Consider the following 26,341-nt stretch of genomic DNA (forward strand, 5'->3'; position numbering starts at 1 on the left):
CAAGCGTGTCGTACACAGGTCCGGAGTTCGATTCGTCCACGCCCCGCCGCTCCCGCCGCCGGGTGACGACCGTCGCCGTCGCGGCCCTGGTGCCCGGCGCACTGCTCGGGTGGGCGGTGTACGCGGCGGTGGGTGACAGCGGTTCGGCAGCGGAGCGCACGGAGGCCAAGGCGCCCTCGGGTGCCCCGTCGGCCCCCTCCGCCCCCGCCTCCTCCTCCCCCTCGGACTCCCCCTCGGGCGAGAACTCCTCGTCCTCCGACGGGAAGCCCGCTCCCGCGCCCTCGCGCGCGGGCTCGCTCGTGGGCAAGGTCGTCGTCATCGACCCCGGTCACAACCCGCACAACTTCGCGCACACGGCCGAGATCAACCGCAAGGTCGACATCGGCACGACGCAGAAGGAGTGCGACACCACCGGCACGGCCACCAACGCGGGTTACACGGAGGCCGAGTTCACCCTCGACGTCGCGCGCCGGCTGCGCACGGTCCTCCAGGAGCAGGGCGCCACGGTGCGGTTGACGCAGAACGGCGACCGGGCGTACGGGCCGTGCATCGACGAGCGGGCACGGATCGGCAACGAGGAGAAGGCCGACGCGGTCGTCTCCCTCCACGCGGACGGCTCCGGGACCGGGAACCGCGGCTTCCACGTCATCCTCCCGGCGTCCGTGCACGCGGGCGCCGCCGACACCCGGCCGATCGTCGCGCCCTCGCGGGAACTCGGCGCGCGCATCGCGGGCGGTTTCGTCCGCGCCACCGGGAGCGCGCCCTCCAACTACGTGGGCGGCGGCACCGGTCTCGTCACGCGACAGGACCTGGGCGGTCTCAATCTGTCAACGGTTCCGAAGGTGTTCATCGAGTGCGGCAACATGCGCGATAGCAAGGACGCGGCACTGCTGATCAGCGGAGCCTGGCGGCAGAAGGCGGCGCAAGGGATCTCTGAGGGAATCGTGAGTTTCCTGCGCGGGTAGCCACCGGGGCGATCATCCCGGCGGACAGGTCGTTCGTACGGACGATAGTGTCGTCCCTACGATGAGGGGCCACCCCCGCGCTTCGCACCCTGAGCTTTCGGGCAACTCGGTGACAGCGACGCCTCTACCGACGACGAGACGACCTGCGAAGGACCTGAAGTGAATATCCGCTCCCTCACTCGAGGCGACGGCGTGGTGATCGGAGCAGCGGTGTTGCTCTTCATCGCGTCGCTTCTTGACGTAGCCGGCTGTGACGCCCCGGAAGCAGTGTGCGAGGCGGCCGACATCCCGAGCGCCTGGGGTCTCAGCCTCGGTCTCGGTCTCGGTACCTACATGCTCGGTGTGATCGGTGCCGGGCTCATCGTGGCCGCTCGCCTGCTGCCGCAGCCCCGCAAGGTCGCCGGTCTCGACCTGGGCCCACTGGGCGTGGGGCTGGCCGTCGCGTCCGCGTGGGCGCTGCTGTGGTGGGTGATCGACGCCGACACACGCGGTGCCGGCCTCATCCTCGGCCTGATCGCCGCCCTCCTGCTCGCGGCGGCCGCCGTGGCCGCGCCGCTGGTGCCGGCGCTGAACGCCGCCCTCCTCCCGGCCCCGCGCCCCGCCGCCCCGCAGCCCTACGGCGGTCCGCCGCAGGGTGGTTACGGCTACCCGGGCGCGCAGCAGCCCGCCGGGTACGGTCAGCCGCAGCCGGGGCAGCCCGGCCAGCCCGGTCAGCCCGGTCAGCCCTACGGTCAGCAGCCGCAGCAGCCGCAGCCGCCCGCCGGGGACTTCTCGCCGTTCTGGTTCGCGGTGCCGGTCCCGCGCCCGCTGTTCGGGGAGGACGGCTCGCCGTCCCCGATCGCCGAACTCGCCCCGGGCACCTGGTACCTGGCCGTCGAGCAGCGCGGTCAGGCGCTGGTCGCGCAGACGCAGGACGGCCGTCGCGGTGTCCTCCAGGACACCAGCGGCATCCAGCGCGGCTGATCCTGTCGCCGTACGCGCGGCCCCTCGCCCTTCCCGGCGGGGGGCCGTTGTCGTACAGTCGCCCCCCGACAAACTGACACTTCGTCAGGAGGGGGCGGCGGTATGCGGCTCGGTCTCGCGCTCGGCTACTGGGGCCGCGGCCCCTCCCCCGACCACCTCACGCTGGCCCGGGAGGCCGAGCGGCTGGGGTACGACTCCGTCTGGACGGCCGAGTCCTGGGGCTCGGACGCCTTCACCTCGCTGACCTGGCTCGCCGCCCACACCTCGACCATCAGGCTGGGCACGGCGGTCGCGCAGATGGCCGCCCGCCCACCGACCACCACCGCCATGCACGCCCTGACCCTCGACCATCTCTCCGGCGGCCGGATGATGCTGGGCCTCGGCCTGTCCGGGCCGCAGGTCGTGGAGGGCTGGTACGGGCGGCCGTTCCCGTCCTCGCCGCTGACCGCGACCCGGGAGTACGTCGACGTCGTCCGGCAGGTCCTGAAGCGGCGGGCCCCGGTCGAGCTCGACGGGCGGTTCCACTCCCACCCGTACCGGGGCCCGGACGGCACCGGCCTCGGCAAGGCCCTGAAGCCGATCACGCATCCACTGCGGCCCGAACTGCCGATCCTGCTCGGCGCGGAGGGCCCGAAGAACATCGCGCAGACCGCGCGGATCGCCGACGGCTGGCTCCCCCTGTACTGGTCGCCGCAGCGCACCGAGGTCTACGAGCCGTCCCTGGCCGATGCCCCCGAGGGCTTCCTGGTCGCGCCGCTGGCCCAGGCGCGGGTCTGCCGGGACGTCGCGCAGGGACTGCTCCCGGTCAAGGCGATGCTCGGCTTCTACATCGGCGGGATGGGCCACGCGCGGCGCAACTTCCACGCCGAGCTGATGGCCCGCATGGGCTACGGGCAGGAGGCCCGGCGCATCCAGGAGCTGTTCCTCGCCGGACGGCGGGAGGAGGCGGTACGGGCCGTGCCCGACGCGTTCGCGGACGAGATCTCCCTCGTCGGTCCCCGCGAACGCGTGGCGCGGCGGCTGGAGTTGTGGCGCAAGGGCCCGGTGACCGACCTGTTGGTGCTGGCCCCGGACCCGCACACCCTGCGGGTGCTGGCGGAGCTGAACTCCTGAGCCCTCAGCGGAAGATGGCGACCGGGTCGAGAGTGAGCCGGCGCTGCTCCTCGTCCCAGGCCAGCACCTTGCCGAGGCACCGGGCCGTGAACCGGCCGCTGTAGTAGTGCTCCTCGTGGAAGTCGCCCCGCCCCTGGGCCTCGAAGCACATGATCTCCACGCGGGCGCCGCTGCCGTAGGGGGCGCTCAGGCGGACGCCGTTCTCCTCCCGCTTCGCGGTGAAGCCGCCGGTGACCGAGACGTACTCCAGCCCCAGCGCGCTGAGCGGGATGTCCCCGGCGGGGTAGCGGTGGCTCAGGCGGTCGGCGCTCGCCCGGTTGAGGACGAGATCGCCCTCGATGAGGTCGGCGTCCACCACCCGGTCCTCCTTGCGCATCGCGTCCATGACAACGCCGATGACGTTCATGGGGTTGGCCTCACGGAGGTAGGTGGTGACCTGCTCCCGGGTGACGCCCCGTTCGGCCTTGCCCAGCCAGAAGAAGAGCCTGCCCCACAGCCCGAAGTTGTTCTGGACCTGGAGCCGGTGGGCGACCTCCTGGCTCAGTGACTGGGCGAAGCCACCGACCTCGTAGATGTCCATGACTCGCTGCTTGTGCAGGTAGAAGCACATGTCGAGGTGGGTGCCGCCGGGTCTGCGGCGGCCGCGCAGTCGCCGCAGGCCGTGTCCGAGCACCACGACGGCGCAGACCGCCGTACCGGCCCAGACGAGCAACCACGGCCACCACAGGCCCCACCACTGAGCATCAATGACACCCACGGATCTCCTTGAACGCGTCGGAGAGGGAGGAGAGGCCCGCGTCGACCATGCGGCCGCCGGTGTCGGTGGCGGCGCGCCGCAGGGCGGCGGCGTCGGCCTCTCCGAGAAGGACGGGGAAGGTGGGCACCGCCTCGGCGTCGGCCCCGAGGGCCTCGTGCCGGCGCAGGAACTCCTCGTAGCCGATGCCCGCGTTGTTCTCGCCGTCGGTCATCAGCACGACGGCGACGGGACGGGCGGGTTCGTCGCGGACGGCGGCCGCGGCGATGCGGTAGCCCCGGTCGAGGGCGGTCCACACGGCGGTGGCGTCGTCGTAGCCGCCGTCGGCGACGAGTCGGTCCAGGGCGCGCAGGTCGGCGTCGCCACGCACGGTCACCGTCGTCTCCTCCAGCACCCGGCCGCCGAACCGGACGACGGAGAGCCGCTCGCCCCGGTAGAAGCGGGCGAACTTGCCGGTGGAGGTGTCGTCGGCGCCGCTCAGTCCCGCGAACGCGGCGCGCAGGCCGGCCATGCGTGCGCCGCGCATCGAGGTGGAGAAGTCGAGGACGAAGACGACCTGGTCGGAGGTGCGGCTACGGGGGTCGCCGTAGTCGGTGATCAGCTGTTCGACGATGGCGAGGCTGTCGGGGAAGGACAGCGCGTTGCCCACGTCCGCGCGCAGCGGGGCGGAGGGCTCGACGTCCGGGTCGACCGGGCGGCGGAAGGTCCGCTCCATGAGCCGGCGCTGGGTGTCGGTGCTCAGCAGCCAGTCCACCACCCTGCCGTACGCCTCGCGCCGTTCCTGGTCGAGCAGGAGCAGCGGGAAGTCGGAGAGCATCATGCCGTCGGCGGGGTGCACGATCCGCAGCGGGTCGGCCCGCAGGTCCCCGGCGTTGAGCGCGAGGAGTTCCGCCTCGTGCGCGATGAGCGCGTTGGCCTTGCCCGGTGCGCCGAGATAGGCGTCGATCAGGGCCCGCGAGCCGGGCGCGGTCAGGGTCTGGCCGGAGCGGAAGCCGCGCAGCCGGTCGCAGGAGACGTCCTGCTCGCGCAGCGCGCGTCCGGTGCCGGCGGCGGCGGTGGCGACCCCCACGAGAGCGGCGCGGCCGGTGTCGCTGTGCCGCGGGTCGGCCATCCCGAACCGTACGGTGCCCTCGGCGGCCGCGTCGGCCACGTCCGCCCAGGAGATCCGGCCCCCGGGAGCGGCCGCGTGCAGCTCGTCGGCGACCTCGTCCTCCAGACCGACGACGACGGGCGAGCGCATGATCGGGGTGGACTCGGGGCGGGTCAGGCGGCCCTTGGAGTCCTGGACGCGGAGTTGGAAGGAGCGGTCGGAGGCGAGCCACGCCAGGTCGTAGGACCGGCCGCCGGGGTACTGCCCCGCGAGGTCGGCGCCGGCCTCGTACTCCATCTCCAGCTCGACGCCGGTGTCCTCCTCCAGGTCGTCCAGGAGCGGGGCGAGGTCGGCGAGTTCGGGGCTGGCGAGGACGCGCAGCGTGACCGGTTCCTCGTCCCGCGTGCAGGAGGTGGGGCCGGCGAGCAGGGCCAGGACGAGCGAGGCGGTCAGGGCGCGGCCGAGGCGGGTCACGAGACGTCGTCCAGGTCGGGCGGCGGGCAGTCGCCGACGTAGTCGATGATGTCGTCCAGGACCTGCAGACCGGGTTCGAGCGCCTTCGTCCGGTCGGGGTTCGGGACCGGTACCTGGATGCCGTGCTCACGCAGGTAGTCGTCGAGCTGGCGGCTGGCGCCGTCCTCGCCGGAGAAGCGGATCCGGAAGCCCAGTTCGAGGGCGCGGCGGCGCAGTTCCGCGTCCTTCTCGATCAGCTCGACGAGCCGGTCGCCCTGCGGGCTCAGGGAGATGAGCTGCGGTTCGGTGAGGGCGTAGGGCTTGGGGTAGAGCAGGACGCGGCTGCTGTCCTGCGTGCCCTCCTTGGCCTCGTGGGCTATCTGGTGGGCCAGGAACTGGTGCTCGTAGATCAGGGCGATGGGCGCGAGGGACTCGCCGAGGGCGGAGAAGTAGCTGTCGGCCTGCTCGTCGGCCCACATGCCCTGGAGGGTGACGAGCGGCTTGATCTCGGCGGAGATCCGGTCCACCTCCGCCTGGGCCCGCCGGGGGTCGTTGGGGTGGCTGGAGCCGGGCGTCTTCTCGCCGCCCGCGACGAAGGCGAGCATGCTCAGATAGGTGCCGGCCGAGTTGGACTCGCAGACGTTGGACGTGCGCACCAGCACGCTGCCGCTGTTGCGGTCGCCGGCGGCCACGTCGTCGTAGCCGATGCCGTCCCAGGTGTCGGCCTCCTTGCCCTTGCCGTCCCTGGGGCCGTCGACGGGGTCGTCGCGGTCGTCCACGCCGTTGAGCAGGGTCATGAACTTGGCCATGTCGAGGTCGTAGTAGAGCGTCTCCGTCCCGTTCGGGGGGCGCTGCGGGGTGGCCACGCCGGCCTTCACCAGGGCCTGCGCGTAGTCACGGAAGCTGCCGAGGGTCAGCGGGGAGACGAAGGGGCGCACGGACCTGCCGGTGTCGTCCGGCCGGTCCAGGATCAGCTTCGCCGCGGGCTGGCCGGACGGGAAGACGACGTCCAGGCCCTGGAGCGAGCGGGTGGCGATGCCGCGGGAGCCGAGGCGGCGGATGTCGACGCGGATGCCGTGCCGGAGCAGCAGCCGCTGCACCTCGGGGTCCCTGAAGTAGTCGGACTTGGAGGCCATCCGGGAGTCGATGACCGTGATGCGTTCGAACGGCCTCAGGGTGTTGCCGGAGACCAGCAGGGACAGCAGTCCGGCCAGGGCGAGCGGCAGCGCGGCGACGACGAGGCGTGGGACGCGGCGGTGCGTGGTTCTGCGGATGGTGAGTCTGGGTTCCACGGTCGCGGACAACGGCCCTCCTGCCGCTCAAGGGGCCAGGATCATCAGTGACCCCGTGGAACATCATCCCCCGGAGGGGTCAACTCCACCCGAACGAAGGGGGAATGGGCGCCCTGCCGTGGACGCGGACCTTTCTGGTTTCAGCCAGGGACGAGCGGCAATCCGTAGGGCATGTCCCCCAGATATCGCGGTGCGAACCAGGCCGGCACGGTCATAGCGATCGTCGCCGACATCATGGCCCTCATCCTGGGCCTGTGGATCCTCATGTACCTGCTGGACGCCAACCCCGGCAACGACTTCGTGCAGTTCGTGCACGACGCCGCGCGCTGGCTGGCCGGCTGGTCCTACGACCTCTTCACCTTCGACGCGGCATGGGCACGCGTCGTCGCGGGCTACGGTCTCGCGGCGGTCGTGTACCTCTTCGTCGGCCACGCGATCGCGGGCCGCATGCACCGTCAGCACTGACCTCAGGCGCAGCAGTCGGGATCCAGCCCCACCGGCAGCAGATCCCCACCGAACACGGCACACGTGGCCTCGTGCCCACCCAGCGCCGCGACGGCGAGCAGCAGTGAGCCCGCGGTCCACGTGGTCAGTTCACGTGGCCAGATCGCGTCGTCCTCGAACACGTAACCCGTCCAGTACAGCCCGGTCCCCGGGTCGCGCAGGTGCTGGATGGACTGCAGGATCTCCAGCGCGCGGTCGGACTCGCCCGTCGCCCACAGTGCCAGGGCGAGTTCGGCCGACTCGCCGCCGGTGACCCACGGGTTGGGCACCACGCACCGGACCCCGAGTCCGGGCACGACGAACCGCTCCCAGCCCTCCTCCACCCGGGACTTGGCCTCCGCGCCGGTCAGGGCGCCGCCCAGCACCGGGTAGTACCAGTCCATCGAGTAGCGGTCCTTGTCCAGGAACCGCTCCGGGTGCCGGCGTATCGCGTGCCGCAGCATGCCGAGCGCCAGTTCCCAGTCGGGCTGCGGCTCCTCACGCTGTTCCGCGACGGCGAGCGCGCAGCGCAGTGCGTGGTGGATGGAGGAGGACCCCGTGAGCAGCGCGTCGGTGACGGGCGTGCCGTCGTCCTCGCGCTTCCAGCCGATCTCCCCGCCGGGCTGCTGGAGGGAGAGCACGCACTCGACGGCCGCGTGGACGACCGGCCACATGCGGTCGAGGAAGGTGTCGTCGCCGGTGGAGAGGTAGTGGTGCCAGACGCCGACGGCGACGTAGGCGACGAAGTTGGTCTCGCGCCCCCGGTCGGTGACGTCGTCGTGCGCCCCGTCGGCGTACGCCGCGTACCAGGAGCCGTCCTGGTTCTGATGGGCCGCCAGCCACAGGTAGGCCCGCTCGGCGGCCTCGTGCTCGCCCGCCGCGTCCAGCGCCATGGCGGCCTCGGTGTGGTCCCACGGGTCGAGGTGATGCCCGCGGAACCACGGGATCGCCCCGTCCTCCCGCTGCACGGCGAGGATGCCGCGTACGGTCGCGGCGGCCTGCTCGGCGGTGAGGACCCCGGGCAGGACGAGGTGTTCCGTCCGGGGAGTGGTCACCGGGCGTCCACCGAGGGCAGGTGGGGCTTGGTCGCGTAGGCCACGAAGCTCTTGCCGATCAGCGGGTTCAGCGCCTGCTCGGCGACGCGGGTGGCCAGCGGCTTCTTCATGATGTCCCAGACCAGCAGCTTGTGGTACGCCCGCACCGGCAGCGCCTTGTCGTTGTCGACGCCGAAGGCGCACTTCAGCCACCAGTACGGGGAGTGCAGGGCGTGCGCGTGGTGCGTGCCGTACGGCCTGAGGCCGGCCTCCCGGATCTTCGCGAGGAGTTCGTCCGCCTTGTAGATGCGGACGTGGCCGCCCTCGACCTCGTGGTAGGCGTCGGAGAGGGTCCAGCAGACCTTCTCGGGCCCGTAGCGCGGGACGGTGATCGCGATCCGGCCGCCGGGCCGCAGGACCCGGACCATCTCGGCGAGCACGCCCTTGTCGTCCGGGATGTGCTCCATCACCTCGGAGATGATGACGACGTCGAAGGACTCGTCGGGGAAGGGCAGGGCGAGGGCGTCGCCCTCCATGGCGGTCGCGGTGGCGCCCTCGGGCGCCTCGCCCGCCTCCTTCATCGCGGCGAACCACTTGGCGACCTCGCGGATCTCCTCGCCGTTCTGGTCCAGCGCGACGACCTGCGCGCCGCGCCGGTAGCACTCGAACGCGTGCCGGCCGGCACCGCATCCGAGGTCCAGGACGCGGTCGCCCGGGGCGAGCGGGAACCGGGAGAAGTCGACGGTCAGCACGTGGTCCTGCTTTCGCGGTAGACGCCGGTGGTACTCGTGGGGGTCGCCCCGGGAGACGTGGGGGCGGGGCTGGTGGGGGCAGCGCCGGGGACGTCGCCCGGTGGGTTCCCGGGGCCGCCCGTGCCGCCGGTGACCGCCTCCGCGTCCGCCTCCTCGACGACCCCGTCGGCCGCGGAGGGGCCGCTCGCGACCAGCGTGCCGCGGCGCTCCGGGGCGCCGGAGGACCGGGGTGAGCGGGCCGAGCCGGCCGAGCCGGTCGAGCCGGTCAGTTCGGGCGACGCCGCGGGGCCGGGCCGGCGGTCCGCGCCGGTACGGGCGATCGCCTCCCGGTAGCGCGCCACCGTGCCCTCCGCGGCGCGCGCCCAGGTGAAGTGGCGCAGGACGCGCTCGCGTCCGGCCGCGCCGAGCCGTGCGCGCAGTGCGGAGTCGCCCAGGAGCCGGCTCAGTCCGCCGGCCAGCGCGCCCGCGTCGCCCGGCGGCACCGCGAGGCACGTCTCCCCGTCCCGCCCGGCCACTTCGGGGATCGCCCCACCGGTCGTGGCGAGCAGCGGCGTCCCGGTGGCCATCGCCTCGGCCGCCGGCAGCGAGAAGCCCTCGTAGAGCGACGGCACGCAGGCGACCTGTGCCGAGCGCACCAGGTCGACCAGTTCGGCGTCGGAGATGCCCTTGACGAACTCGACGGCGTCTTCGAGCCCGTAGCGCCGCACGGCCTGGGCGACCGGCCCCTCGGTGGGCCGCTTCCCGACGACGACGAGATGGGCCTCGGGACGCTCGGTGCGCACCTTGGCCAGCGCCTCGACGAGGAAGACCAGCCCCTTCAGCGGCACGTCCGCGCTGGAGGTGGTGACGATGCGTCCCGGCACCTGCGGCACCGAGGGATCGGGCGAGAAGAGGTCGGTGTCGGCGCCGATGTGCACGACGTGGATGCGGTCCGCCCGGACGCCGAGGTGGTCGACGATCTCCTGACGCGAGGTGCCGGAGACGGTCAGCACGGACGGCAGCCGCCGCGCCACCCGCTTCTGCATGCGGGTGAAGCCGTACCACCGCTTCACGGAGAACCGCCGCTTCCAGCCGTCGGCCGCGTCCAGCTCCAACTGCCGGTCCACGGTGATGGGGTGATGGATCGTCGTCACCAGGGGCGCGCCGACGTCGCCCAGCAGCCCGTACCCGAGCGTCTGGTTGTCGTGCACGACGTCGAAGTCGCCGCGGCGGGCGCGCAGATGGCGGCGGGCCCGCAGGGAGAACGTGACCGGCTCGGGGAAGCCGCCGGTCCACATGGTCGCGACCTCCAGGGCGTCGATCCAGTCCCGGTACTCTTCCCGCCCCGGGGTGCGGAAGGGGTCGGGCTGGCGGTAGAGGTCGAGGCTGGGCAGCTCGGTGAGGCGCAGGCCGTCGTAGCCCTCGTCGAGGACGGGGTAGGGCTGGGCGCCGATGACCTCGACCTGGTGGCCGAGGCGGGCGAGTTCGCGGGAGAGGTGCCGGACGTAGACGCCCTGGCCGCCGCAGAACGGGTTTCCCTTGTACGTGAGGAGCGCGATACGCAGCGGCCGTGAGCCGTCGGCCGCGAGGGCCTTCGAAGAGCCCGTCCGACTGGCCTCAGCGGTCACTCCGGGCCCCCTTCTCCCTGCACGGTCCCGCGAGATTACGCCGGGACGCTAATCTAGAACAAGTTACAGACTTGATCGTTCAAGAGGCTCTGAATCTACCGGCAGGTAGCGCCGCTGTGAGCACTGGATCAGGTGATTCACGCCACGGCTCGCCGGGGCACGCGGCGGCGGTCCGCGCCTGCCATGCTGTCTGATCGCACGCCCTCACGCACTGTCACGAAACGGAACCTCATGCCAGCGCAAGCCAAGGTGGAAGCCAGTCGCGCGCGGCCCGCCGCCCCCGCCGCGCCGCCCCTCACCGAGCGGCAGGAGGCGCGCCGGCGCCGCATCCTGCGGGCATGCGCCCAACTGGCCAGCCGCGGCGGGTTCGACGCGGTGCAGATGCGTGAGGTCGCGGAGTCCTCGCAGGTGGCCCTCGGCACCCTCTACCGCTACTTCCCGTCCAAGATCCATCTCCTGGTCGCCACCATGCAGGACCAGTTGGAGCACATGCACGGCACGCTGCGCAAGAAGCCGCCGACCGGGGAGACGGCGGCGGAGCGGGTGGCGGAGACCCTGATGCGGGCCTTCCGGGCGCTCCAGCGCGAGCCGCACCTGGCCGACGCGATGGTCCGCGCCCTCACCTTCGCGGACCGCAGCGTGAGCCCCGAGGTGGACCAGGTCTCCCGGCAGACCACGGCGATCATCCTGGACGCCATGGGTCTGGACGATCCGACCCCCGCCCAGCTCTCGGCCGTCCGCGTCATCGAGCACACCTGGCACTCGGCGCTGATCACCTGGCTCTCGGGCCGCGCCTCCATCGCCCAGGTCAAGATCGACATCGAGACGGTGTGCCGTCTGATCGACCTGACGACCCCCGAGGACAGGTAGCGCCCTGCCCACAGGGCGCGCGAAAGACCTACGAGACGGGTTCCCTTCGCCGGTATTGCCCGGATCAGGTGGCTGGGGGTCGCCTTCCGGTTCACCTGGCCGTCCTTCTGCCATGCGACCTTCCGGCCTCTCAGCCCGACCGTCGACGTCGGCACCGGCGGAAGCCTGAGCCTCTCGCCCGAGTCGGCTACTCCGGTCGAACTCCCTCACTCGCCTCGTAGGCCTGATATCAGGGTAAGACGCCTTTCCCGGAATAGAACCCCCGAAAGGGAATTTTTTTGGCGAATCTCCCGGATCTCCCGAGGCTGGGCTCCGCTACTCCTCCGGCGGGAACACCGCCTCCCCGCTCCCCAGCAGCGTCAGGGTGATCGCCTCCACGGGGCAGCCCTCGGCGGCCGCCAGGATGCCCTCGCCGGCGTCCGTCTCCGGGTCCACGGGGCGGGACTGGCGGCCCGCGTCGAGGCGGAAGGCGTCCGGGGCGTGGTGGACGCACTGCGCGGAGCCGATGCACAGCGAGCGGTCGACCTGGAGCTGCCAGCGGTCCCCCATGGTGCTCAGCCCTCCCATCCGGCCGGCAGATGGATCATCTTGTGTTCCAGGTACGCGCCGTAGCCCTCCGGGCCGAACTCCCGGCCCAGGCCGGAGTTCTTGTATCCGCCGAACGGGCCGAGCATGTCGAGGCTGAAGGTGTTCACCGAGTACGTGCCGGTACGGACCTGGCGGGCGACCTCGATGCCGTGGCCGACGTCGGCGGTCCACACGCTGCCGCTCAGCCCGTAGTCCGAGTCGTTCGCGATCTGCACGGCCTCGGCCTCGTCGCCGTACGGCAGGAGGCAGATCACCGGGCCGAAGATCTCCTCGCGGGCGATCCGCATGGAGTTGTCGACGTCGCCGAAGAGCGTCGGCTCGACGTACCAGCCGCGCTCCAGGCCGGCCGGGCGGCCGCCGCCCGTGAGGATCTTGGCGCCCTCCTCCTGGCCGATGCGGATGTAGTCGAGGCTGCGCCGCTGCTGCCGGTGGGCGACCAGCGGCCCCACCTGGGTGGCCGGATCCAGCGGGTCCCCGACGACGAGCGCGCCCGCCGCCGCGGCGAAGGCCTCCGCGAACTCCGGGTAGCGCGAGCGCGGCAGCAGGATCCGGGTCTGCGCCACACAGGCCTGCCCGTTGTTCATCCAGGCCGCCGGGACGATCCCGGCCACGGCGCTCTCCAGGTCCGCGTCCGGCAGCACGACCGCCGCCGACTTGCCGCCCAGCTCCAGGGTGACGCGGGTCAGGTTGCGGGCGGCGACCTCCATCACGCGCCGTCCCGCCGCCACCGATCCCGTGAACGACACCTTGTCGACGGCGGGGTGCCCGACGAGGTACTCGCTGACCTCCCGGTCGGCCGGCAGGATCGACAGCACGCCCTCGGGGAGCCCGGCGTCCCGCGCGATCTCGCCGAGCAGATACGCGTCGAGGGGCGACTCCGGCGACGGCTTGAGGACGACCGTGCAGCCCGTCAGCAGCGCGGGGGCGAGCTTGGCGGCGGCCACGAACTGCGGGACGTTCCACGGCACCACGGCCGCGACGACCCCGACCGGTTCGCGCCGTACGAGCAGCCGCCCGAGCACGCCGTCGCGACTCTCCTCGTAGCGGAAGTCGCGGGCGACCCGGATCGCCGTGTCCCAGACCATCATCGCGCCGAGCGCCTGTGCGAGGACGCTCCAGGAGTACGGCGAGCCGTTCTCGGACGAGATCACGCGGGCGATCTCCTCGTGCCGGGCGGCGATGCCGTCCTTGATCCGCCCCACGACCTCGATCCGCTCGACGAGGGACATCCGCGGCCAGGGGCCTTCGTCGAAGGCCCGGCGGGCGGCCGCGAGCGCCCGGTCCACGTCCTGCGCCGAGGCGTGCGGCACGCGCCCGACGACCTCCTCGGTGTGCGGGGAGATCACCTCGATGACGTCCTTGCCGAAGGGGTCGGTCAACTCCCCGCCGATGAACAGCTGTCCGTGTTCCACGAGCTCGGTCATGGCGACTGCCTCCCTGGTCCCCGACGCCGCTCTGCTGACACTCCATCAGATGCGCGGACTACGAAGACTGATACCAGCTCGTCCCCTAGGAGTCCACGGCCCGGAACCGGTGACTCGGGCTCCCATGGAAACGTGTTCTAGTTATAGTGACCGCACGGCGGCGAGCGGGGGAACCCATGACGCAGGTGCACGATCACGGCGGCGGCGTACGGTCCCTGAAGGTCCCCATCCCGGACAACCCCCTGGGCCACACCCTCGTCCACGTCGTCGACACCGACGCCGGCCCGGTGCTGATCGACACCGGCTGGGACGACCCGGCGTCCTGGGACACCCTGGCCGCGGGGCTCGCGGCGTGCGGCACCTCGGCCGCCGAGGTGCACGGTGTGGTCGTCACCCACCACCACCCCGACCACCACGGCCTGTCGGGCCGCGTGCGGGAGGCCTCGGGGGCGTGGATCGCGATGCACGCGGCGGACGCGGCCGTGGTCCGGCGCACGCACGAGGCCCGCCCCGAGCACTGGTTCGCGTACATGGCGGACAAGCTCACCGCGGCCGGCGCCCCCGAGTCCCACATCGCCCCCCTGCGCACCGCCCGCGGCCGCCTGCCCGGCCTCTCCCCCGCCCTCCCCGACCGCGAGATCGTCCCCGGCGAGCTGCTCGGCCTGCCCGGCCGCCGGCTGCGCGCGATCTGGACACCGGGCCACACGCCGGGCCACGTCTGCCTGCACCTGGAGGAGGAGCACCCCGCCCGACTGCCGGGCCACGGACGCCTGTTCTCCGGTGACCACGTGCTGCCCGAGATCACCCCGCACATCGGCCTGTACGAGGACCCGGACGACACGACCGTGACCGACCCGCTCGGCGACTACCTGGCCTCCCTGGAGCGCGTCGCCCGCCTCGACCCCGCCGAGGTCCTCCCGGCGCACCAGTACGCCTTCACCGACGCCCCCGCCCGGGTGGCCCAGTTGCTCGCCCACCACGAGGCGCGTCTGACCGGCCTGCTGGTGCTCCTGGCCGAGCCCCTGACCCCCTGGCAGCTCGCCGAGCGCATGGACTGGAACCGGCCCTGGGCCGACATCCCCTACGGTTCCCGCACCATCGCCGTCTCGGAGGCGGAGGCCCATCTGCGCCGGCTCGTGAAACTGGGGCGGGCGGAGGCCGTCGCGGGCAGCGATCCGGTGACGTACGTGGCGGTGTGAACGTCCGCGCGGCAGCGGGTCGCGACTCCGCGTCGCGCCTGCCGGTAGATTCGGCCCTGTCCCCTGGACGACGGCGGCCACCGCCGCTCCCCAGGGCCTGTCCGTCACGGGTCTCTCATCCCTTCCTCCCCACGGGAGTTCGTATGCTGTGGGCGCGACTGAGGCGCCGCAGGTCCGTGCCGCCGCTGCCCGTGCCCGGGCCGTGCGCGCTCGGCCGGCACACGGTGCACACCGGACGTCTGCTGCTCTACACCCCAAAGACGCAGCTGGACCTGCTGGCGGCGGTCGCCGCCGGGTCGGACGACGCGGCGCAGCGGTGGCTCGGGATGCGGGGCGAGGAGGTCGTCGCCGACACCCGCATCCGGGAGTCCCTGCTGCGGATGCGCCCCGGCGGCAGTCACCGTGGCATCCCCCCGCGGTGGCTCTCGGCGTTCGAACTCGACCCCGAGGGCGGTGAGGTCCTTGTGGCCGTGGGCCGGGAGGACGGCCGCTACGCCGGGGCCCTCCAACTCGACCGCACCGCCGGGCAGATCGGCGGCTGGCTCGCACCGCACGCCCGGGGGCGGGGCCTCGGCGCGGAGCTGTTCGCCGCGGGCGCCCAGCTCGGCCACACCCACTTCGGCCTGGACTCGGTCCACGCCGGGACCGAGGTGACCAACTCGGCCTGCCGGGGCGCCCTCACGCGCGCGGGCTTCGTGCCGGCCGAGGGGGCGCCCCGGCACACCCTGCGCGACGGCCGCGAGATCGACGCGACCTGGTTCCGCCACGAGTCCGCCCCCGTCACCCGCTGCCGCACGGCCAACCTGATCCGAACCCGCGCGTAACCCGTCCGGGGTGGCGAGCGGCCCCATCAGGTGCGGCCCGCCCGGGTTACGACCGGAGGCCGCCCAGGGGCCTGCGCGCCGCCCGCCCGGGGTGGCGGGCCGCCCAACGGGGCACCGGTGTGGCCCGCGCAGCTTGCGACCGGCGACCCCAAGGGCCTGCGCGCAGCCCACCCGGGGTGTGGCCGACGACCCCACGGGGACTTGCGCGTAGCCCACCCGGGGCGGCGGGCAGCCCTACGGGGGCTTGCACGTGGCCCGCCCGGGGCGGCGGGCGGCCCAACAGGGCGTATCCGTAGCCCGCCCAGAATGTGACCGCCCCACGGGAGCCTGCGCGGAGCCCACCCAGGGTGTGGCTGACGACCCCACAGGGGCTTACAGGTGGCCCGCCCGGGTGGCGGGCGGCCCAACGGGGCTTATCCGTAGCCCGCCCAGAACGTGACCGCCCCACGGGAGCCTGCGCGTAGCCCGTCCAGGGGCGGCGGGCGGCCCAACGGGGCTTATCCGTAGCCCGCCCAGAACGTGACCGCCCCACGAGAGCCTGCGCGTGGCCCACCCAGGATGCGACCGGCGACCCCACCGCGGCTTGCGCGTAGCCCACCCGGGGCGGCGGACGGCCCAACGGGGCTTGTAGCTCGCCCAGAACGTGACCGCCCCACGGGAGCCCACGCGTAGCCCGCCCAGAACGTGACCGCCCCACGAGAGCCCACGCGTAGCCCACCCAGGATGTGGCCGGCGCACCCACAGGCGCTTGCGCTTAGCCGTCCGATGTGCGAACAGCGGCCCCCTAGGGGACTGCGTGTGGTGCGGCCGGGGTGTGACCGGCGCCCCATGGGGCTTGGGCTACGGGCGGGTAGAGTGGCCGGGTCGTCATCACACCCGTACGGGGGAAAGCCGGTGCAAATCCGGCGCTGACCCTCCCCCAGTGCCTTAAGGGCCTGGGCGGTACCCCCACCGTGAGCAGCCGAGGCTGTGAGCCGGACCGCCCCGCACGGCAGCGTGACCGGCTCAAGTGCACCGGCAACCGGCCGGTGTACGGCACCGTCGAGGTATACGGAGCCGAGCCGCCCGGGGGTTGCCCGTGCTGCGCGGCTCCCCGCAGGGAGAGGCACCCGCCGATCATGAACGTCGTCCGCCGCAGCGCAGCGGCCCTGGCCGTCACCGCAGTGATCGGCGCCGCCGGGGTCCCGGCCGCCCAGGCCGCGAGCCCCTCTCCGTCGCTGCCCTCGGGGCTGTACGGCACGGGTGACCCTACCTACGACGGCGTGTGGCGCCAGTCCCTCGCCCTGCTCGCCCAGGACGCCGTCGGCGTGCGGCCCGCCGCCGCGGGCGTGCAGTGGCTGGCCGGACAGCAGTGCGCCGACGGCGCGTTCGCGCCGTACCGCGCCGACACCGCCAAGGCCTGCGACGCCAAGACGCCGGTCGACACCAACATGACGGCCGCCGCCGTGCAGGCGCTCGCCGCGCTCGGCGGGCACGACGCCGTCACCGGCAAGGCCGTCACCTGGCTGAAGTCCGCGCAGAACAAGGACGGCGGCTGGGGCTACACCGTCGGCGGCCCCAGCGACGCCAACTCGACCTCCCTCGTCATCGGAGCCCTCGCCGCAGCGGGTGAGCGGCCGCGGGACGTCGTCAAGGACGGCAGGTCCGCCCAGGACGCCCTGCTCGCGTTCGCCATACCGTGCGACGACGCCAAGGGCGCCGGGGCGTTCGCCTACCAGCCCGACAAGAAGGGCGCCCTCGCCGCCAACGCGGACGCCACCGCGGCCGGGGTGCTGGGCTCGCTCGGCAAGGGCCTGGCCGCCGAGGCCGCCGGCACCGCCGCCGAGCCCTCCTGCGCCGACGGCGACGACCTCACCCCCGAGCGGGCCGCCGCGAACGGCGCCTCCTACCTCGCCGACGCACTCGCCGCGGACGGCCACCTCATGTCGGCCCTCCCCGGCTCCGAGGACCAGCCCGACTACGGCAACACGGCCGACGCCGTCGTGGCCCTCGCCGCCCAGGGCGGCGCGGCGCGGGCGGCCGCGCCCCTTGAGTGGCTGGAGCAGAACGCCGTCGCCTGGGCCAGGCAGAGCGGCCCGGCCGCCTACGCCCAGCTGGTCCTCGCCGCGCACGCGGCCGGTGGCGATCCGCGCGACTTCGGCGGCACGGACCTCGTGCGGCTGCTGAACGCGTCGGGCCCCGCGCCGCAGAGCGCGCAGCGGCCCGCCACCGCGGACAGCGAGGCCACGTCCGAGTCGGACGACGGCTTCGGCGTCTGGTGGTACGTCGGTGTCTGCCTCGTCGCCGGTGTCGGCATCGGCTTCCTGCTCAGCGGCCGGAACCGGAAGCAGCAGCCGTGATACGCCGGGCGGCGGCCCTGCTCGCCGCGCTACTGATCGCCCTGGCCGCCGGCACGGGCCCGGCCCAGGCCACCGGCTACCGCTACTGGTCGTTCTGGGAGCGCGACGGCAAGGCGTGGACGTACGCCACCCAGGGTCCCTCCCTCGCCCGCCCCGCGGACGGCTCCGTGCAGGGTTTCCGTTTCGCGGTCAGCGTGGACTCCGCGGACGCGTCCCGGCCGCGCGGCCAGGCCGGCTTCACGACGATCTGCGCGGGCACCCCGGCGCGGGACGGCCACAAGCGGGTGGCCCTGGTCATCGACTTCGGCACGGCGTCGGACGCCCCGTCCGGCGAGACGCCGCCCGCGCCCCGCACGGCCTGCGCCCGGCTCGCCCCGGACGCCACGGCGGCGGAGGCCCTGGCGGCGGTCGCCAAGCCCCTCCGGTACGACGCCAACGCCCTGTTGTGCGCGATCGACGGCTATCCGGCGAAGGGCTGCGGGGAGCAGGTGGCGTCGGCGGGGAAGCCGGCCGGGAAGCCGGCCGGGGAGCCGGCGGACGAGAGCGGCGGCGGCGCGTCGCTGGGCGTCGTCGCCGGGGTGGCGGCGGTGGCGGTGCTGGGCGCGGCGGCCGGCTGGCAGGCCCGCCGGCGCAGGCATGGCTGACCACGGCTCCGGCGTGGACCGGCGCGGCACCCGGCCGGCGCGGGCGGGCGGCACCGCCTTGCGGCGCCGGCCCCCCGCGCCGGTCCACCCCGGCGCCTGGTGGCTGTGGTCCCTGGCCCTCGGCACCGCGGCCACCCGCACCACCAACCCGCTGCTCCTCGCGCTCCTCGTGACGGTCTCGGCCTACGTCGTCGCCACCCGCCGGCCCCACACCCCTTGGGCCCTCTCCTACGGCGCCTTCGTCAAGCTGGCCCTCGCCGTGCTGCTGGTCCGCCTGGTGTTCGCCGTCGCCCTCGGTTCGCCCTTGCCGGGCACCCACACCCTGCTCACCCTTCCCGAAGTCCCGCTGCCGGACTGGGCGCAGGGCATCCGCCTCGGTGGCCGGGTCACCGCCGAGACCCTCGTCTTCGCCCTCTACGACGGCCTGAAGCTGGCCACGCTCCTGATCTGCGTCGGCTCGGCCAACGCCCTGGCCGCTCCCACCCGCCTCCTCAAGTCCCTGCCCGGCGCCCTCTACGAGATGGGCGTGGCCGTGGTCGTGGCCCTCACCTTCGCCCCGCACCTCATCGCCGACGCCCAGCGGCTGCGCACCGCCCGCCGGCTGCGCGGCCGCCCGGACAAGGGTCTGCGGGGCCTGCTCCAGGTGGGCCTGCCCGTCCTCGAAGGCGCCCTGGAGCGCTCCGTGGCCCTCGCCGCCGCCATGGACGCCCGCGGCTACGGCCGTACCGCGCAGGTCCCGCCTGCGGTGCGCCGTACGACCGCCGCCCTCACGCTCACCGGTCTGCTCGGCGTCTGCGCCGGGACGTACGGACTGCTCACCGCCGAAGGCGGCACGTACGGCCTGCCCGTGATGCTCGCCGGCCTCGCCGCGGCGCTCGCCGGTCTGCGGCTGGGCGGCCGTCGCACCCCGCGCACCCGCTACCGCCCCGACACCTGGAACGCCCGTTCCTGCCTGGTCGCCGCCTCCGGCGTCGCGGTCGCCGCCCTGCTGACCCTGGCCGCCTCCGCCGATCCCGCGGCCCTGCATCCGGGTGTGATCCCGCTGGTCGCCCCGACGCTGCCGCTGTGGCCGGCCGCGGCCGTGCTCCTCGGGCTGCTCCCGGCGTTCGTCACCCCCGCTCCCGAGCCGCCCGCGGCGGGACGGCCCGCTCCCCAGAGATCCGAGGAGAAGCCCTCATGATCCGCTTCGAGGACGTCTCCGTGACCTACGACGGAGCGGCCGGACCCACCGTCAGAGGCGTGGACTTCGAGGTCCCGGAGGGCGAACTCGTGCTGCTCGTCGGCCCGTCCGGGGTCGGCAAGTCCACCCTGCTCGGCGCGGTCAGCGGCCTGGTCCCGCACTTCACCGGCGGCACCCTGCGCGGCCGGGTCACGGTCGCCGGCCGCGACACCCGTACCCACAAGCCGCGTGAACTCGCCGACGTCGTGGGCACGGTCGGCCAGGACCCCCTCGCCCACTTCGTCACGGACACGGTCGAGGACGAACTCGCCTACGGCATGGAGTCGCTGGGGCTGGCCCCGGACGTGATGCGGCGGCGCGTCGAGGAGACCCTCGACCTGCTCGGCCTCGCCGATCTGCGCCATCGCCCGATCGCCACGCTCTCCGGCGGCCAGCGGCAGCGTGTCGCGATCGGCTCGGTCCTCACCCCGCACCCGAGCGTGCTCGTCCTGGACGAGCCGACCTCCGCGCTGGACCCGGCCGCCGCGGAGGAGGTCCTCGCGGTCCTCCAGCGGCTCGTGCACGACCTCGGCACGACGGTCCTGATGGCCGAGCACCGTCTGGAGCGGGTCGTCCAGTACGCCGACCAGGTCGCCCTCCTCCCGGCGCCCGGCGCGGCCCCGGTCCTGGGCGCCCCGGCCGAGATGATGGCCGTCTCCCCGGTGTACCCGCCGGTGGTGGACCTGGGCCGCCTGGCGGGCTGGACCCCGCTGCCGTTGACTGTCCGCGACGCCCGCCGTCGGGCCGGGGGCTTGCGCCGGCAACTCGAGGGACGGAACAGCGTCGCCGCTCAGGGGCGCGGGGAACTGCGCGAGCAACCACAACACACCCGCACCCGCGATCGATCCGCACCCCCCGAGCCCGGTGGCGCCCCCGACCGGCGTTTCCGGCGCAAGCGCCCCCTCACCCCTGCGACCTCCCCCCACGCCGCCGAAGTGCGCGCCCTCGCCGTCACCCGCGACCGCGTCCCCGCGCTGCGCGAGGTCGACCTCACCGTCTCCCCCGGCGAGACCGTCGCCCTCATGGGACGCAACGGCGCCGGGAAGTCCACGTTGCTCTCCGCGCTGGTCGGCCTGGTCCGGCCGTCCTCCGGGAGCGTCCGCGTCGGCGACGTGACCCCGCACCGTACGGCGCCCCCCGCACTCGTCCGCCGGGTCGGACTCGTGCCGCAGGAGCCGCGCGACCTGCTCTACGCCGAGACGGTCGCCGCCGAGTGCGCGGCCGCCGACGCGGACGCGGGTGCCGCGCCCGGCACCTGCCGGGCGCTGGTCTCGGAGCTGCTGCCCGGCATCGCCGACGGCACGCACCCCCGTGACCTCTCGGAGGGCCAGCGCCTCACCCTCGCGCTGGCGGTCGTGCTCACCGCCCGCCCGCCGCTGCTGCTCCTCGACGAACCCACCCGCGGCCTGGACTACGCGGCGAAGTCTCGCCTGGTCACGCTGGTGCGGGGGCTGGCTGCGGAGGGGCACGCGGTGGTCCTCGCCACGCACGACGTGGAGCTGGCCGCGGAGCTGGCCCACCGGGTGGTGCTGCTGGCCGAGGGCGAGGTGATCGCGGACGGCCCGACGGCGGACGTGGTCGTCTCGTCCCCTTCCTTCGCTCCGCAGGTCACCAAGATCCTCGCCCCGCAGCGGTGGCTGACGGTGCCCCAGGTCAGGGAGGCACTGTCGTGAGCCGTCCCGTCCGCCTCGGCCCCCGTTCCCTCGTCGCCCTCGCCCTGACCAGCGCGGTCGGCGGCGCGGCCTTCTTCTGGCCGTTCCTCGCGCCGCCCACCTCGCAGGTGGCCGCGCACGCCCAGGACGCGCCGTGGCTGTTCGCGGGGCTGCTGGTCCTGCTCATCGCGGTGGTGGCGGCGACGATCTCGGAGTCGGGGCTCGGCCCGAAGGCCGTGGCCATGCTCGGGGTGCTGGCGGCGACGGGGGCGGCCCTGCGGCCCATCGGCGCCGGTACGGCGGGCATCGAGCCGATGTTCTTCCTGATGGTGCTGAGCGGAAGGGTGCTGGGGCCGGGCTTCGGGTTCGTGCTCGGGGCGATCACGATGTTCGCGTCGGCGCTGCTCACGGGAGGGGTGGGGCCGTGGATGCCGTTCCAGATGCTGGCGATGGGCTGGTTCACGGCGGCGGCGGGCCTGCTCCCGGCGCCCGACCGGCTGCGGGGCCGCGCCGAACTGCTGATGCTGGCCTGCTACGGCTTCCTGGCCGCCTTCGCCTACGGCACGATCATGAACCTCGCGGGCTGGCCCTTCATGGGCGCGCTGGCCTCGAACATCGCCTTCGACGCGGACGCGGCGGTCCCGGCCAACCTGGCCCGGTTCGTGGCGTACTGCCTGGCGACCTCCCTCGGCTGGGACCTGGGGCGGGCGGTCGTCACGGTCGTGCTGACCGTGACCCTCGGCCCGGCGGTCCTCAGGGCGCTGCGCCGGGCCACCCGCCGCGCCGCCTTCGAGACGCCGGTCACATTCACCCCGCCCGCCTCGTCACCGGTAGGTGAGGCCTCGCACGCGGAGGGTCACCCGGGCGGTGAAGCACCCCACATGACGCACGTCACCCACGACCCGCGATAGTAGATCCAAGAGCCTGTCATGCACGCGGCGTCAGGGGCTCTGACCTGGGCGTTGAGACCCACGTCACACGACGGACCATTCGCCCCGATGCGGCCGCAACTAGTAAAAGCGGTCATTGCGGACACATCGCTCGGCTGTTTCTCTGGTGGACGTCGCAAGGCGCCGACAAGCCCCCCGGGCCTCGGCGCCGACGCACCTCTCCACCACGCGTCGCGTGGTCGCGGTGTGCTGCGGCACCCCAGTCCCCGAGGAAAGGGTTCGCCCGTGTCCGTCTCCGTCATCCGCCGCATCGCCGCCCCCAAGAAGGCCCTCACCGGCGCCGTCGTCGCCGCTGCCGCCGCGGGCATGGCGTTCTCCGCCGCCCCGGCCCACGCCCTCCCGGCCGCCACCCCCTCCCAGGCCCAGGCGATCGCGAAGAAGATGATCCCGGACGCCGCCCAGTACAACGCCTTCAGCAAGATCGTCGAGCACGAGAGCGGCTGGGACGTCGACGCCACCAACGCCTCCTCCGGCGCCTACGGTCTGGTCCAGGCCCTGCCCGGCAACAAGATGGCCACCGCCGGCGCCGACTGGAAGACGAACGCCCAGACCCAGATCGAGTGGGGCCTGGACTACATGAAGTCCCGCTACGGCAGCCCGGTCGGCGCCTGGAACTTCTGGCAGTCCAACGGCTGGTACTGAGCCGAAGCCGAAGCGGAAGCCGCCACAGCCGGCTACCGGCGCGCGCAGCCGGCTCCCTGGCACCCACAGCACCGGCTGGTGCTGAGAACCCAGCCCCCCAGAACGGCGGCGGCCCCCGATCCCCAGGGCCGCCGCCTTCCGCGTCCCGCCAGCCCCTCGGCGTGTCTCACCTCCCCGCGCCTCGTGAAGTCCCCCGGCGCCTCGGCGTCGCGGCATCTCTCGACATCCCCGAGACTCGCGACCTCTGGCGGCACCCCCGTCGTCACGGCTCGCTCGCGTCCCCGCGACTCGCATCTCCCGGCGCCCCTCGAACGACGGCGCCCCCGTCCCCGGGTCCACCGCCTTCCGCATCCCCCGCATCTCCCGACGCCCCGCGCCTCGCGGCCTCACGGCATCCCCTGGCTCCTCGGCGTCGCGGCATTCCCGACGCCTCGGCGACTCGCGGCATCCCCCCGGCGTCACGGCGTTTCAGGCGTCCCCGCGACTCGCATCTCCCGGCGCCCCTCCAACGACGGCGGCCCCCCATCCCCGGCGCCGCCGCCTTCCGCATCCCCCGCATCTCCCGACGACCCGCGCGGCCCCGCAGCGCCTCGGCGTTGCGACATCTCACGCGTCCCCGCCACTCGCGGCATCTCCCAGCGCCCCTCGAACGACGGCGGCCCCCATCCCCGGCGCCGCCGCCTTCCGCATCCCCCGGCATCTCTCAACGTCCCCGCAACTCGCAACACCCCCCGGCGACCCCGCGCCCCGCGACGACGTCCCCGCGCCTCGCAACCTCGCGGCGCCCCGGCCCCCCGGCGCCCCCTGGCGCCCCCGGCCCCTCGGCGTCGCGGCGTCCCCCGCCGCCCCCGCGTCTCCCGGCGTCCCGCAACTCTCGACGCCTCTCAACGTCCCGCGACGCCCCGGCGGCGGTCGGCGGGCGGGCCGTCGGTGTCGGCGGCTCATCGGGTGCACCGGGCCTCGGCGGCGGTCGTCGGCTCGGGGGTGGCCGTCCACGTCACAAGGTCCTCACCGCCGTCCGGGTCCAGCGCCCGCGCGAGGGTCGCGTGCACAGGGATCAGCGTGGCCAGGGCCGTGATCCGCAGCACGGACCTGAGCATCCCGTCCGGACACACCAGGCGCAGTGCGCCGCCGCCGCCGAGCGCGGCCCGGTACGCGCCGACGAACACCCGCAGACCGCTCGCGTCGCAGAACTCCAGTCGCGTCAGGTCCAGCACGATCCTGGCCGGAGCACGGTCCGCGACGAGGCCGTCCAGGCATGCGCGCAACGCACCCGCGGTCGCGATGTCCAGTTCACCCGCGACCTCGACCACCGTCCAGCCCCGGCGGCGCAGGCAGGAGACCGTCAGCGCGTCCATGGTTCCCGTCCCGGTACCGGGGGCAGCGCGGTCGCCGTGAAGACGCCGTCGGGGTCGAACCGCGCCTTGGCGGCCAGGAGCCGCGCGGTGTTCGGGCCGTAGGACTGGGCCACCTCGGCCCGCTGCGCGGGATCCAGCATGCCGGGGTAGCCGCCCGGCAGCGCGTGGGGCGCCAGCGCGTCGGCGACCGACTCGGCCCATTCGCGGTGCGAGGCGTCGTCTCCCGGCTCCCACCCGGCGACGATCTCGACCATCAGGTGGCACTGCCGCAGGCCGAAGGCCGTGCTCTCGACCGGTACCCGGGTCGCGGCCCCGTGGAAGTCGTGCAGCAGTACGCCGGACATGGGGCCGGTGATGCCGCGCGCCGCCCCGATCAGCGACTCGACGACGTGCGGCGTGAGCGCGGCGACCGATCGGGAGCGGGCCGTGAAGTGCAGTCCGGTGACCGCGCCCCACGTGTCGTTGCGGTGCAGCAGTTCCTCGGGGGACAGGAGGAGCACCTCCGTCAGGACCGGGGTTCCGAGCCGCCGCAGGGCGTCGAAGTGCCGCTCACCGGCGGCCGGATCGCCGCTCCAGACGGGCATCAGGAACAGCGTGGGCGACCCGTCGGGGCCGGCGAGGAAGGCGGACGGCACCGTGAGGGTGTCGGGTGCGGCGGCCAGAATCCCGCCCAGCAGGTCGAGCACGGTGGCGGCCTGCGCGCCGGGGTAGGCGACGACGCCGGCGAGCAGCCGGGGAAGCGGGTGCGCCCGCAGGCGCACGGACGTGACGACCCCGAAGTTGCCGCCTCCGCCGCGCAGGGCCCAGAACAGTTCGGGTTCGTGCTCCGCGTCGGCCGTGACGACCCGGCCGTCGGCGAGGACGACCTCGGCGCCGAGCAGATTGTCCAGCGCCAGGCCGTGCCGCCCGGTGAGCGGGCCGTATCCGCCCACGAGGGTCAGGCCCGTGACGCCCACGGAGCCGACCGTGCCGGTGACGGCGGCCAGGCCGTGCGGCGCGAGCGCGGAAAGGAGGCCGGACGCCGTGGTCCCGCCGCCCGCGGTGGCCACCCGCCCGGCCGGGTCCACGACGACCCGCCGCATCCCGGTCAGGTCGATCACCAGGCCGTCCTGTCGCAGGCCGCGGCCGGGGATGTCGTGGCCGCCCCCACGCACCGAGACCGGCAGTTCGTGGCGCCGCGCCGCGAGCACCGCGGCCTGTACGTCCTCCGGGGTGCGGGCCCGGACGACGAGGGCGGGCCTGGTGTGCACGGCGCCGTTCCAGATGCGCCGTGCCGCCTCGTAGGCCGGGCCGGACGTGGCGATCCGGTCCGGTCCGAGGCGGGCGGCCAGTTCCTGAGCGGCGACGCCGCCGGCCTGTGATGGTGCGCTCATGATGCGCCCCCTTGGGGGAGTTCTCTCGTTACCAGAGTGTGGCTCTGACTAAAAGAGTACTCCCACGCTTTACGGAGGCAAACTACTTTCAGTAGACACCGGCTGTACACTCGGCCTCATGAGTCCACGCAGTGCACGGAGCGAGCGGCCCAGTCGCCGGGCGGAGTACGCCGAGGCGACCCGGCGTGCCGTCATCGACGAGGCCCGCCGCCTGTTCAGCGAACGCGGCTACTTCGCCACGAAGGTCGACGACATCGCGACGGCCGCGCGCGTCTCACCGGCCACGGTGTACGTGATCGGCGGCAAGCAGGGCCTCTTGCGGATGCTGGTCGACCGCTGGTCCGCCGCGCCGGAGGTCGAGACGACACAGCAGGAGTTGGCGGAAGCCGACGACCCGGCGGAGATCCTGCGCGTCGTGGCGAGCCTGACCCGGCGGATGCGGGAGGACTACGGCGACATCATGCGCGTGGTGCTGGCCACGGCACCGCACGACACGGAGGCGGCCGAGGGCCTCGCGCTGGCCACCCGCCGCTACCGCGACGGCACCGAGGTGGCCGCCCGGCGCCTCGCGGAACTCGGCGCGCTCCAGGACGGCCTCGACGCCGACGCGGCCCTGGACATCCTGTGGTTCTACTTCGGCTACCAGGGCTTCTTCACCCTCGTCGACGACAACGGCTGGTCCCACGCGCGGGCCGAGAAGTGGCTCCTCGACGCCGCGCGCCAGGCCCTGCTGCGCCCCTGACGGCGCCACCG

At 73.8% G+C, this 26,341-nt stretch carries 24 protein-coding genes; 14 read left to right on the forward strand and 10 right to left on the reverse strand.

Going from position 1 to position 26,341, the window contains the following annotated elements; translation table 11 throughout:
* Window positions 1–5 precede the first annotated feature (5 nt).
* From ACZ7LV_RS08670 to ACZ7LV_RS08680, 3 genes are all read left to right on the forward strand, one after another.
* A complete protein-coding gene (locus tag ACZ7LV_RS08670; protein ID WP_471937149.1) occupies window positions 6–965 on the forward strand; it encodes an N-acetylmuramoyl-L-alanine amidase in 960 nt (319 codons plus the stop codon).
* Between the two features lie 159 nt (window positions 966–1,124).
* Window positions 1,125–1,928, forward strand: a complete 804-nt coding sequence (locus ACZ7LV_RS08675; RefSeq protein ID WP_471937151.1) for a DUF5336 domain-containing protein — start codon at window positions 1,125–1,127, stop codon at window positions 1,926–1,928.
* A 102-nt stretch (window positions 1,929–2,030) separates the two neighbouring features.
* A complete protein-coding gene (locus tag ACZ7LV_RS08680) occupies window positions 2,031–3,041 on the forward strand; it encodes an LLM class F420-dependent oxidoreductase (protein ID WP_471937153.1) in 1,011 nt (336 codons plus the stop codon).
* Between the two features lie 4 nt (window positions 3,042–3,045).
* On the opposite strand, the gene ACZ7LV_RS08685 is transcribed toward ACZ7LV_RS08680, so the two are convergent.
* Genes ACZ7LV_RS08685 through ACZ7LV_RS08695 form a run of 3 tightly spaced genes read right to left on the reverse strand, consistent with a single transcriptional unit; the run spans window position 3,046 to window position 6,642 of the window.
* Window positions 3,046–3,798 (reverse strand): hypothetical protein, encoded by a 753-nt coding sequence (locus ACZ7LV_RS08685; RefSeq protein ID WP_471937155.1) that lies wholly within the window; start codon window positions 3,796–3,798, stop codon window positions 3,046–3,048.
* Window positions 3,785–5,359, reverse strand: a complete 1,575-nt coding sequence (locus ACZ7LV_RS08690) for a substrate-binding domain-containing protein (protein WP_471937157.1) — start codon at window positions 5,357–5,359, stop codon at window positions 3,785–3,787. Before ACZ7LV_RS08690 ends, ACZ7LV_RS08685 begins: the two co-directional genes overlap by 14 nt.
* A complete protein-coding gene (locus ACZ7LV_RS08695; protein WP_471937159.1) occupies window positions 5,356–6,642 on the reverse strand; it encodes a hypothetical protein in 1,287 nt (428 codons plus the stop codon). The genes ACZ7LV_RS08690 and ACZ7LV_RS08695 overlap by 4 nt, the downstream gene beginning before the upstream one ends.
* A gap of 159 nt (window positions 6,643–6,801) precedes the next feature.
* Between ACZ7LV_RS08695 and ACZ7LV_RS08700 the strand changes: the two genes are divergently transcribed.
* A complete protein-coding gene (locus ACZ7LV_RS08700) occupies window positions 6,802–7,095 on the forward strand; it encodes a hypothetical protein (RefSeq protein WP_365445445.1) in 294 nt (97 codons plus the stop codon).
* A gap of 2 nt (window positions 7,096–7,097) precedes the next feature.
* Here the strand turns inward: ACZ7LV_RS08700 and ACZ7LV_RS08705 are convergent, their stop codons facing one another.
* Genes ACZ7LV_RS08705 through ACZ7LV_RS08715 form a run of 3 tightly spaced genes read right to left on the reverse strand, consistent with a single transcriptional unit; the run spans window position 7,098 to window position 10,506 of the window.
* Window positions 7,098–8,168, reverse strand: coding sequence for a prenyltransferase/squalene oxidase repeat-containing protein (locus ACZ7LV_RS08705; protein WP_471937161.1), 1,071 nt, complete (start codon window positions 8,166–8,168; stop codon window positions 7,098–7,100).
* Window positions 8,165–8,899, reverse strand: a complete 735-nt coding sequence (locus ACZ7LV_RS08710) for a class I SAM-dependent methyltransferase (RefSeq protein ID WP_471937163.1) — start codon at window positions 8,897–8,899, stop codon at window positions 8,165–8,167. Before ACZ7LV_RS08710 ends, ACZ7LV_RS08705 begins: the two co-directional genes overlap by 4 nt.
* Window positions 8,893–10,506: a glycosyltransferase family 4 protein gene (locus ACZ7LV_RS08715; protein WP_471937165.1), complete on the reverse strand. Its 1,614-nt coding sequence runs from the start codon at window positions 10,504–10,506 to the stop codon at window positions 8,893–8,895. Before ACZ7LV_RS08715 ends, ACZ7LV_RS08710 begins: the two co-directional genes overlap by 7 nt.
* 231 nt (window positions 10,507–10,737) lie before the next feature.
* Between ACZ7LV_RS08715 and ACZ7LV_RS08720 the strand changes: the two genes are divergently transcribed.
* The gene (locus ACZ7LV_RS08720) at window positions 10,738–11,376 is read left to right on the forward strand and encodes a TetR family transcriptional regulator (RefSeq protein WP_471937167.1); all 639 of its coding nucleotides are present in this window, start codon (window positions 10,738–10,740) and stop codon (window positions 11,374–11,376) included.
* A 315-nt stretch (window positions 11,377–11,691) separates the two neighbouring features.
* Here ACZ7LV_RS08720 and ACZ7LV_RS08725 read toward each other — a convergent pair whose 3' ends face one another.
* A complete protein-coding gene (locus ACZ7LV_RS08725) occupies window positions 11,692–11,925 on the reverse strand; it encodes a ferredoxin (RefSeq protein ID WP_401676672.1) in 234 nt (77 codons plus the stop codon).
* Between the two features lie 5 nt (window positions 11,926–11,930).
* Window positions 11,931–13,388, reverse strand: coding sequence for an aldehyde dehydrogenase (locus ACZ7LV_RS08730; protein ID WP_471937168.1), 1,458 nt, complete (start codon window positions 13,386–13,388; stop codon window positions 11,931–11,933).
* Window positions 13,389–13,564: 176 nt separating this feature from the next.
* Here ACZ7LV_RS08730 and ACZ7LV_RS08735 point away from each other — a divergent pair, with 176 nt between their 5' ends.
* From ACZ7LV_RS08735 to ACZ7LV_RS08770, 8 genes are all read left to right on the forward strand, one after another.
* On the forward strand, window positions 13,565–14,587 hold the full coding sequence (locus ACZ7LV_RS08735; protein WP_471937170.1) for an MBL fold metallo-hydrolase: 1,023 nt from the start codon (window positions 13,565–13,567) through the stop codon (window positions 14,585–14,587).
* 143 nt (window positions 14,588–14,730) lie between these two features.
* The gene (locus ACZ7LV_RS08740; protein WP_471937172.1) at window positions 14,731–15,411 is read left to right on the forward strand and encodes a GNAT family N-acetyltransferase; all 681 of its coding nucleotides are present in this window, start codon (window positions 14,731–14,733) and stop codon (window positions 15,409–15,411) included.
* Window positions 15,412–16,529: 1,118 nt separating this feature from the next.
* Window positions 16,530–17,750, forward strand: coding sequence for a prenyltransferase/squalene oxidase repeat-containing protein (locus ACZ7LV_RS08745; RefSeq protein ID WP_471937174.1), 1,221 nt, complete (start codon window positions 16,530–16,532; stop codon window positions 17,748–17,750).
* Window positions 17,747–18,394, forward strand: coding sequence for an SCO2322 family protein (locus tag ACZ7LV_RS08750; protein ID WP_471937175.1), 648 nt, complete (start codon window positions 17,747–17,749; stop codon window positions 18,392–18,394). Before ACZ7LV_RS08745 ends, ACZ7LV_RS08750 begins: the two co-directional genes overlap by 4 nt.
* Window positions 18,387–19,574, forward strand: a complete 1,188-nt coding sequence (locus ACZ7LV_RS08755; RefSeq protein ID WP_471937177.1) for an energy-coupling factor transporter transmembrane component T — start codon at window positions 18,387–18,389, stop codon at window positions 19,572–19,574. The genes ACZ7LV_RS08750 and ACZ7LV_RS08755 overlap by 8 nt, the downstream gene beginning before the upstream one ends.
* Window positions 19,571–21,286 (forward strand): ABC transporter ATP-binding protein, encoded by a 1,716-nt coding sequence (locus tag ACZ7LV_RS08760; RefSeq protein ID WP_471937179.1) that lies wholly within the window; start codon window positions 19,571–19,573, stop codon window positions 21,284–21,286. Before ACZ7LV_RS08755 ends, ACZ7LV_RS08760 begins: the two co-directional genes overlap by 4 nt.
* Entirely contained in the window at window positions 21,247–22,176 is a 930-nt protein-coding gene (locus ACZ7LV_RS08765) for an ECF transporter S component (RefSeq protein ID WP_471937181.1), read from the forward strand. Before ACZ7LV_RS08760 ends, ACZ7LV_RS08765 begins: the two co-directional genes overlap by 40 nt.
* 264 nt (window positions 22,177–22,440) lie before the next feature.
* Window positions 22,441–22,857 (forward strand): aggregation-promoting factor C-terminal-like domain-containing protein, encoded by a 417-nt coding sequence (locus tag ACZ7LV_RS08770; RefSeq protein WP_471937182.1) that lies wholly within the window; start codon window positions 22,441–22,443, stop codon window positions 22,855–22,857.
* Window positions 22,858–23,798: 941 nt separating this feature from the next.
* On the opposite strand, the gene ACZ7LV_RS08775 is transcribed toward ACZ7LV_RS08770, so the two are convergent.
* Both ACZ7LV_RS08775 and ACZ7LV_RS08780 read right to left on the reverse strand, forming a co-directional pair.
* Entirely contained in the window at window positions 23,799–24,215 is a 417-nt protein-coding gene (locus tag ACZ7LV_RS08775) for an anti-sigma factor antagonist (RefSeq protein ID WP_471937184.1), read from the reverse strand.
* Window positions 24,203–25,588: an FAD-binding oxidoreductase gene (locus ACZ7LV_RS08780; RefSeq protein WP_471937187.1), complete on the reverse strand. Its 1,386-nt coding sequence runs from the start codon at window positions 25,586–25,588 to the stop codon at window positions 24,203–24,205. Before ACZ7LV_RS08780 ends, ACZ7LV_RS08775 begins: the two co-directional genes overlap by 13 nt.
* A gap of 118 nt (window positions 25,589–25,706) precedes the next feature.
* On the opposite strand from ACZ7LV_RS08780, the gene ACZ7LV_RS08785 reads away from it, so the two are divergent.
* Entirely contained in the window at window positions 25,707–26,330 is a 624-nt protein-coding gene (locus ACZ7LV_RS08785; protein ID WP_471937189.1) for a TetR/AcrR family transcriptional regulator, read from the forward strand.
* Window positions 26,331–26,341 lie beyond the last annotated feature (11 nt).

The sequence above is a fragment of the Streptomyces sp. NPDC107562 genome, from assembly GCF_055657325.1.

What these genes read in the sequence shown, in the direction of transcription:
- ACZ7LV_RS08780 (WP_471937187.1), bottom strand. Translation starts at nt 25,588, where the DNA reads ATGAGCGCACCATCACAGGCCGGCGGCGTCGCCGCTCAGGAACTGGCC.
- ACZ7LV_RS08785 (WP_471937189.1), top strand. Translation starts at nt 25,707, where the DNA reads ATGAGTCCACGCAGTGCACGGAGCGAGCGGCCCAGTCGCCGGGCGGAG.
- ACZ7LV_RS08720 (WP_471937167.1), top strand. Translation starts at nt 10,738, where the DNA reads ATGCCAGCGCAAGCCAAGGTGGAAGCCAGTCGCGCGCGGCCCGCCGCC.
- ACZ7LV_RS08740 (WP_471937172.1), top strand. Translation starts at nt 14,731, where the DNA reads ATGCTGTGGGCGCGACTGAGGCGCCGCAGGTCCGTGCCGCCGCTGCCC.
- ACZ7LV_RS08745 (WP_471937174.1), top strand. Translation starts at nt 16,530, where the DNA reads ATGAACGTCGTCCGCCGCAGCGCAGCGGCCCTGGCCGTCACCGCAGTG.
- ACZ7LV_RS08730 (WP_471937168.1), bottom strand. Translation starts at nt 13,388, where the DNA reads ATGACCGAGCTCGTGGAACACGGACAGCTGTTCATCGGCGGGGAGTTG.
- ACZ7LV_RS08725 (WP_401676672.1), bottom strand. Translation starts at nt 11,925, where the DNA reads ATGGGGGACCGCTGGCAGCTCCAGGTCGACCGCTCGCTGTGCATCGGC.
- ACZ7LV_RS08760 (WP_471937179.1), top strand. Translation starts at nt 19,571, where the DNA reads ATGATCCGCTTCGAGGACGTCTCCGTGACCTACGACGGAGCGGCCGGA.
- ACZ7LV_RS08755 (WP_471937177.1), top strand. Translation starts at nt 18,387, where the DNA reads ATGGCTGACCACGGCTCCGGCGTGGACCGGCGCGGCACCCGGCCGGCG.
- ACZ7LV_RS08775 (WP_471937184.1), bottom strand. Translation starts at nt 24,215, where the DNA reads ATGGACGCGCTGACGGTCTCCTGCCTGCGCCGCCGGGGCTGGACGGTG.
- ACZ7LV_RS08680 (WP_471937153.1), top strand. Translation starts at nt 2,031, where the DNA reads ATGCGGCTCGGTCTCGCGCTCGGCTACTGGGGCCGCGGCCCCTCCCCC.
- ACZ7LV_RS08700 (WP_365445445.1), top strand. Translation starts at nt 6,802, where the DNA reads ATGTCCCCCAGATATCGCGGTGCGAACCAGGCCGGCACGGTCATAGCG.
- ACZ7LV_RS08735 (WP_471937170.1), top strand. Translation starts at nt 13,565, where the DNA reads ATGACGCAGGTGCACGATCACGGCGGCGGCGTACGGTCCCTGAAGGTC.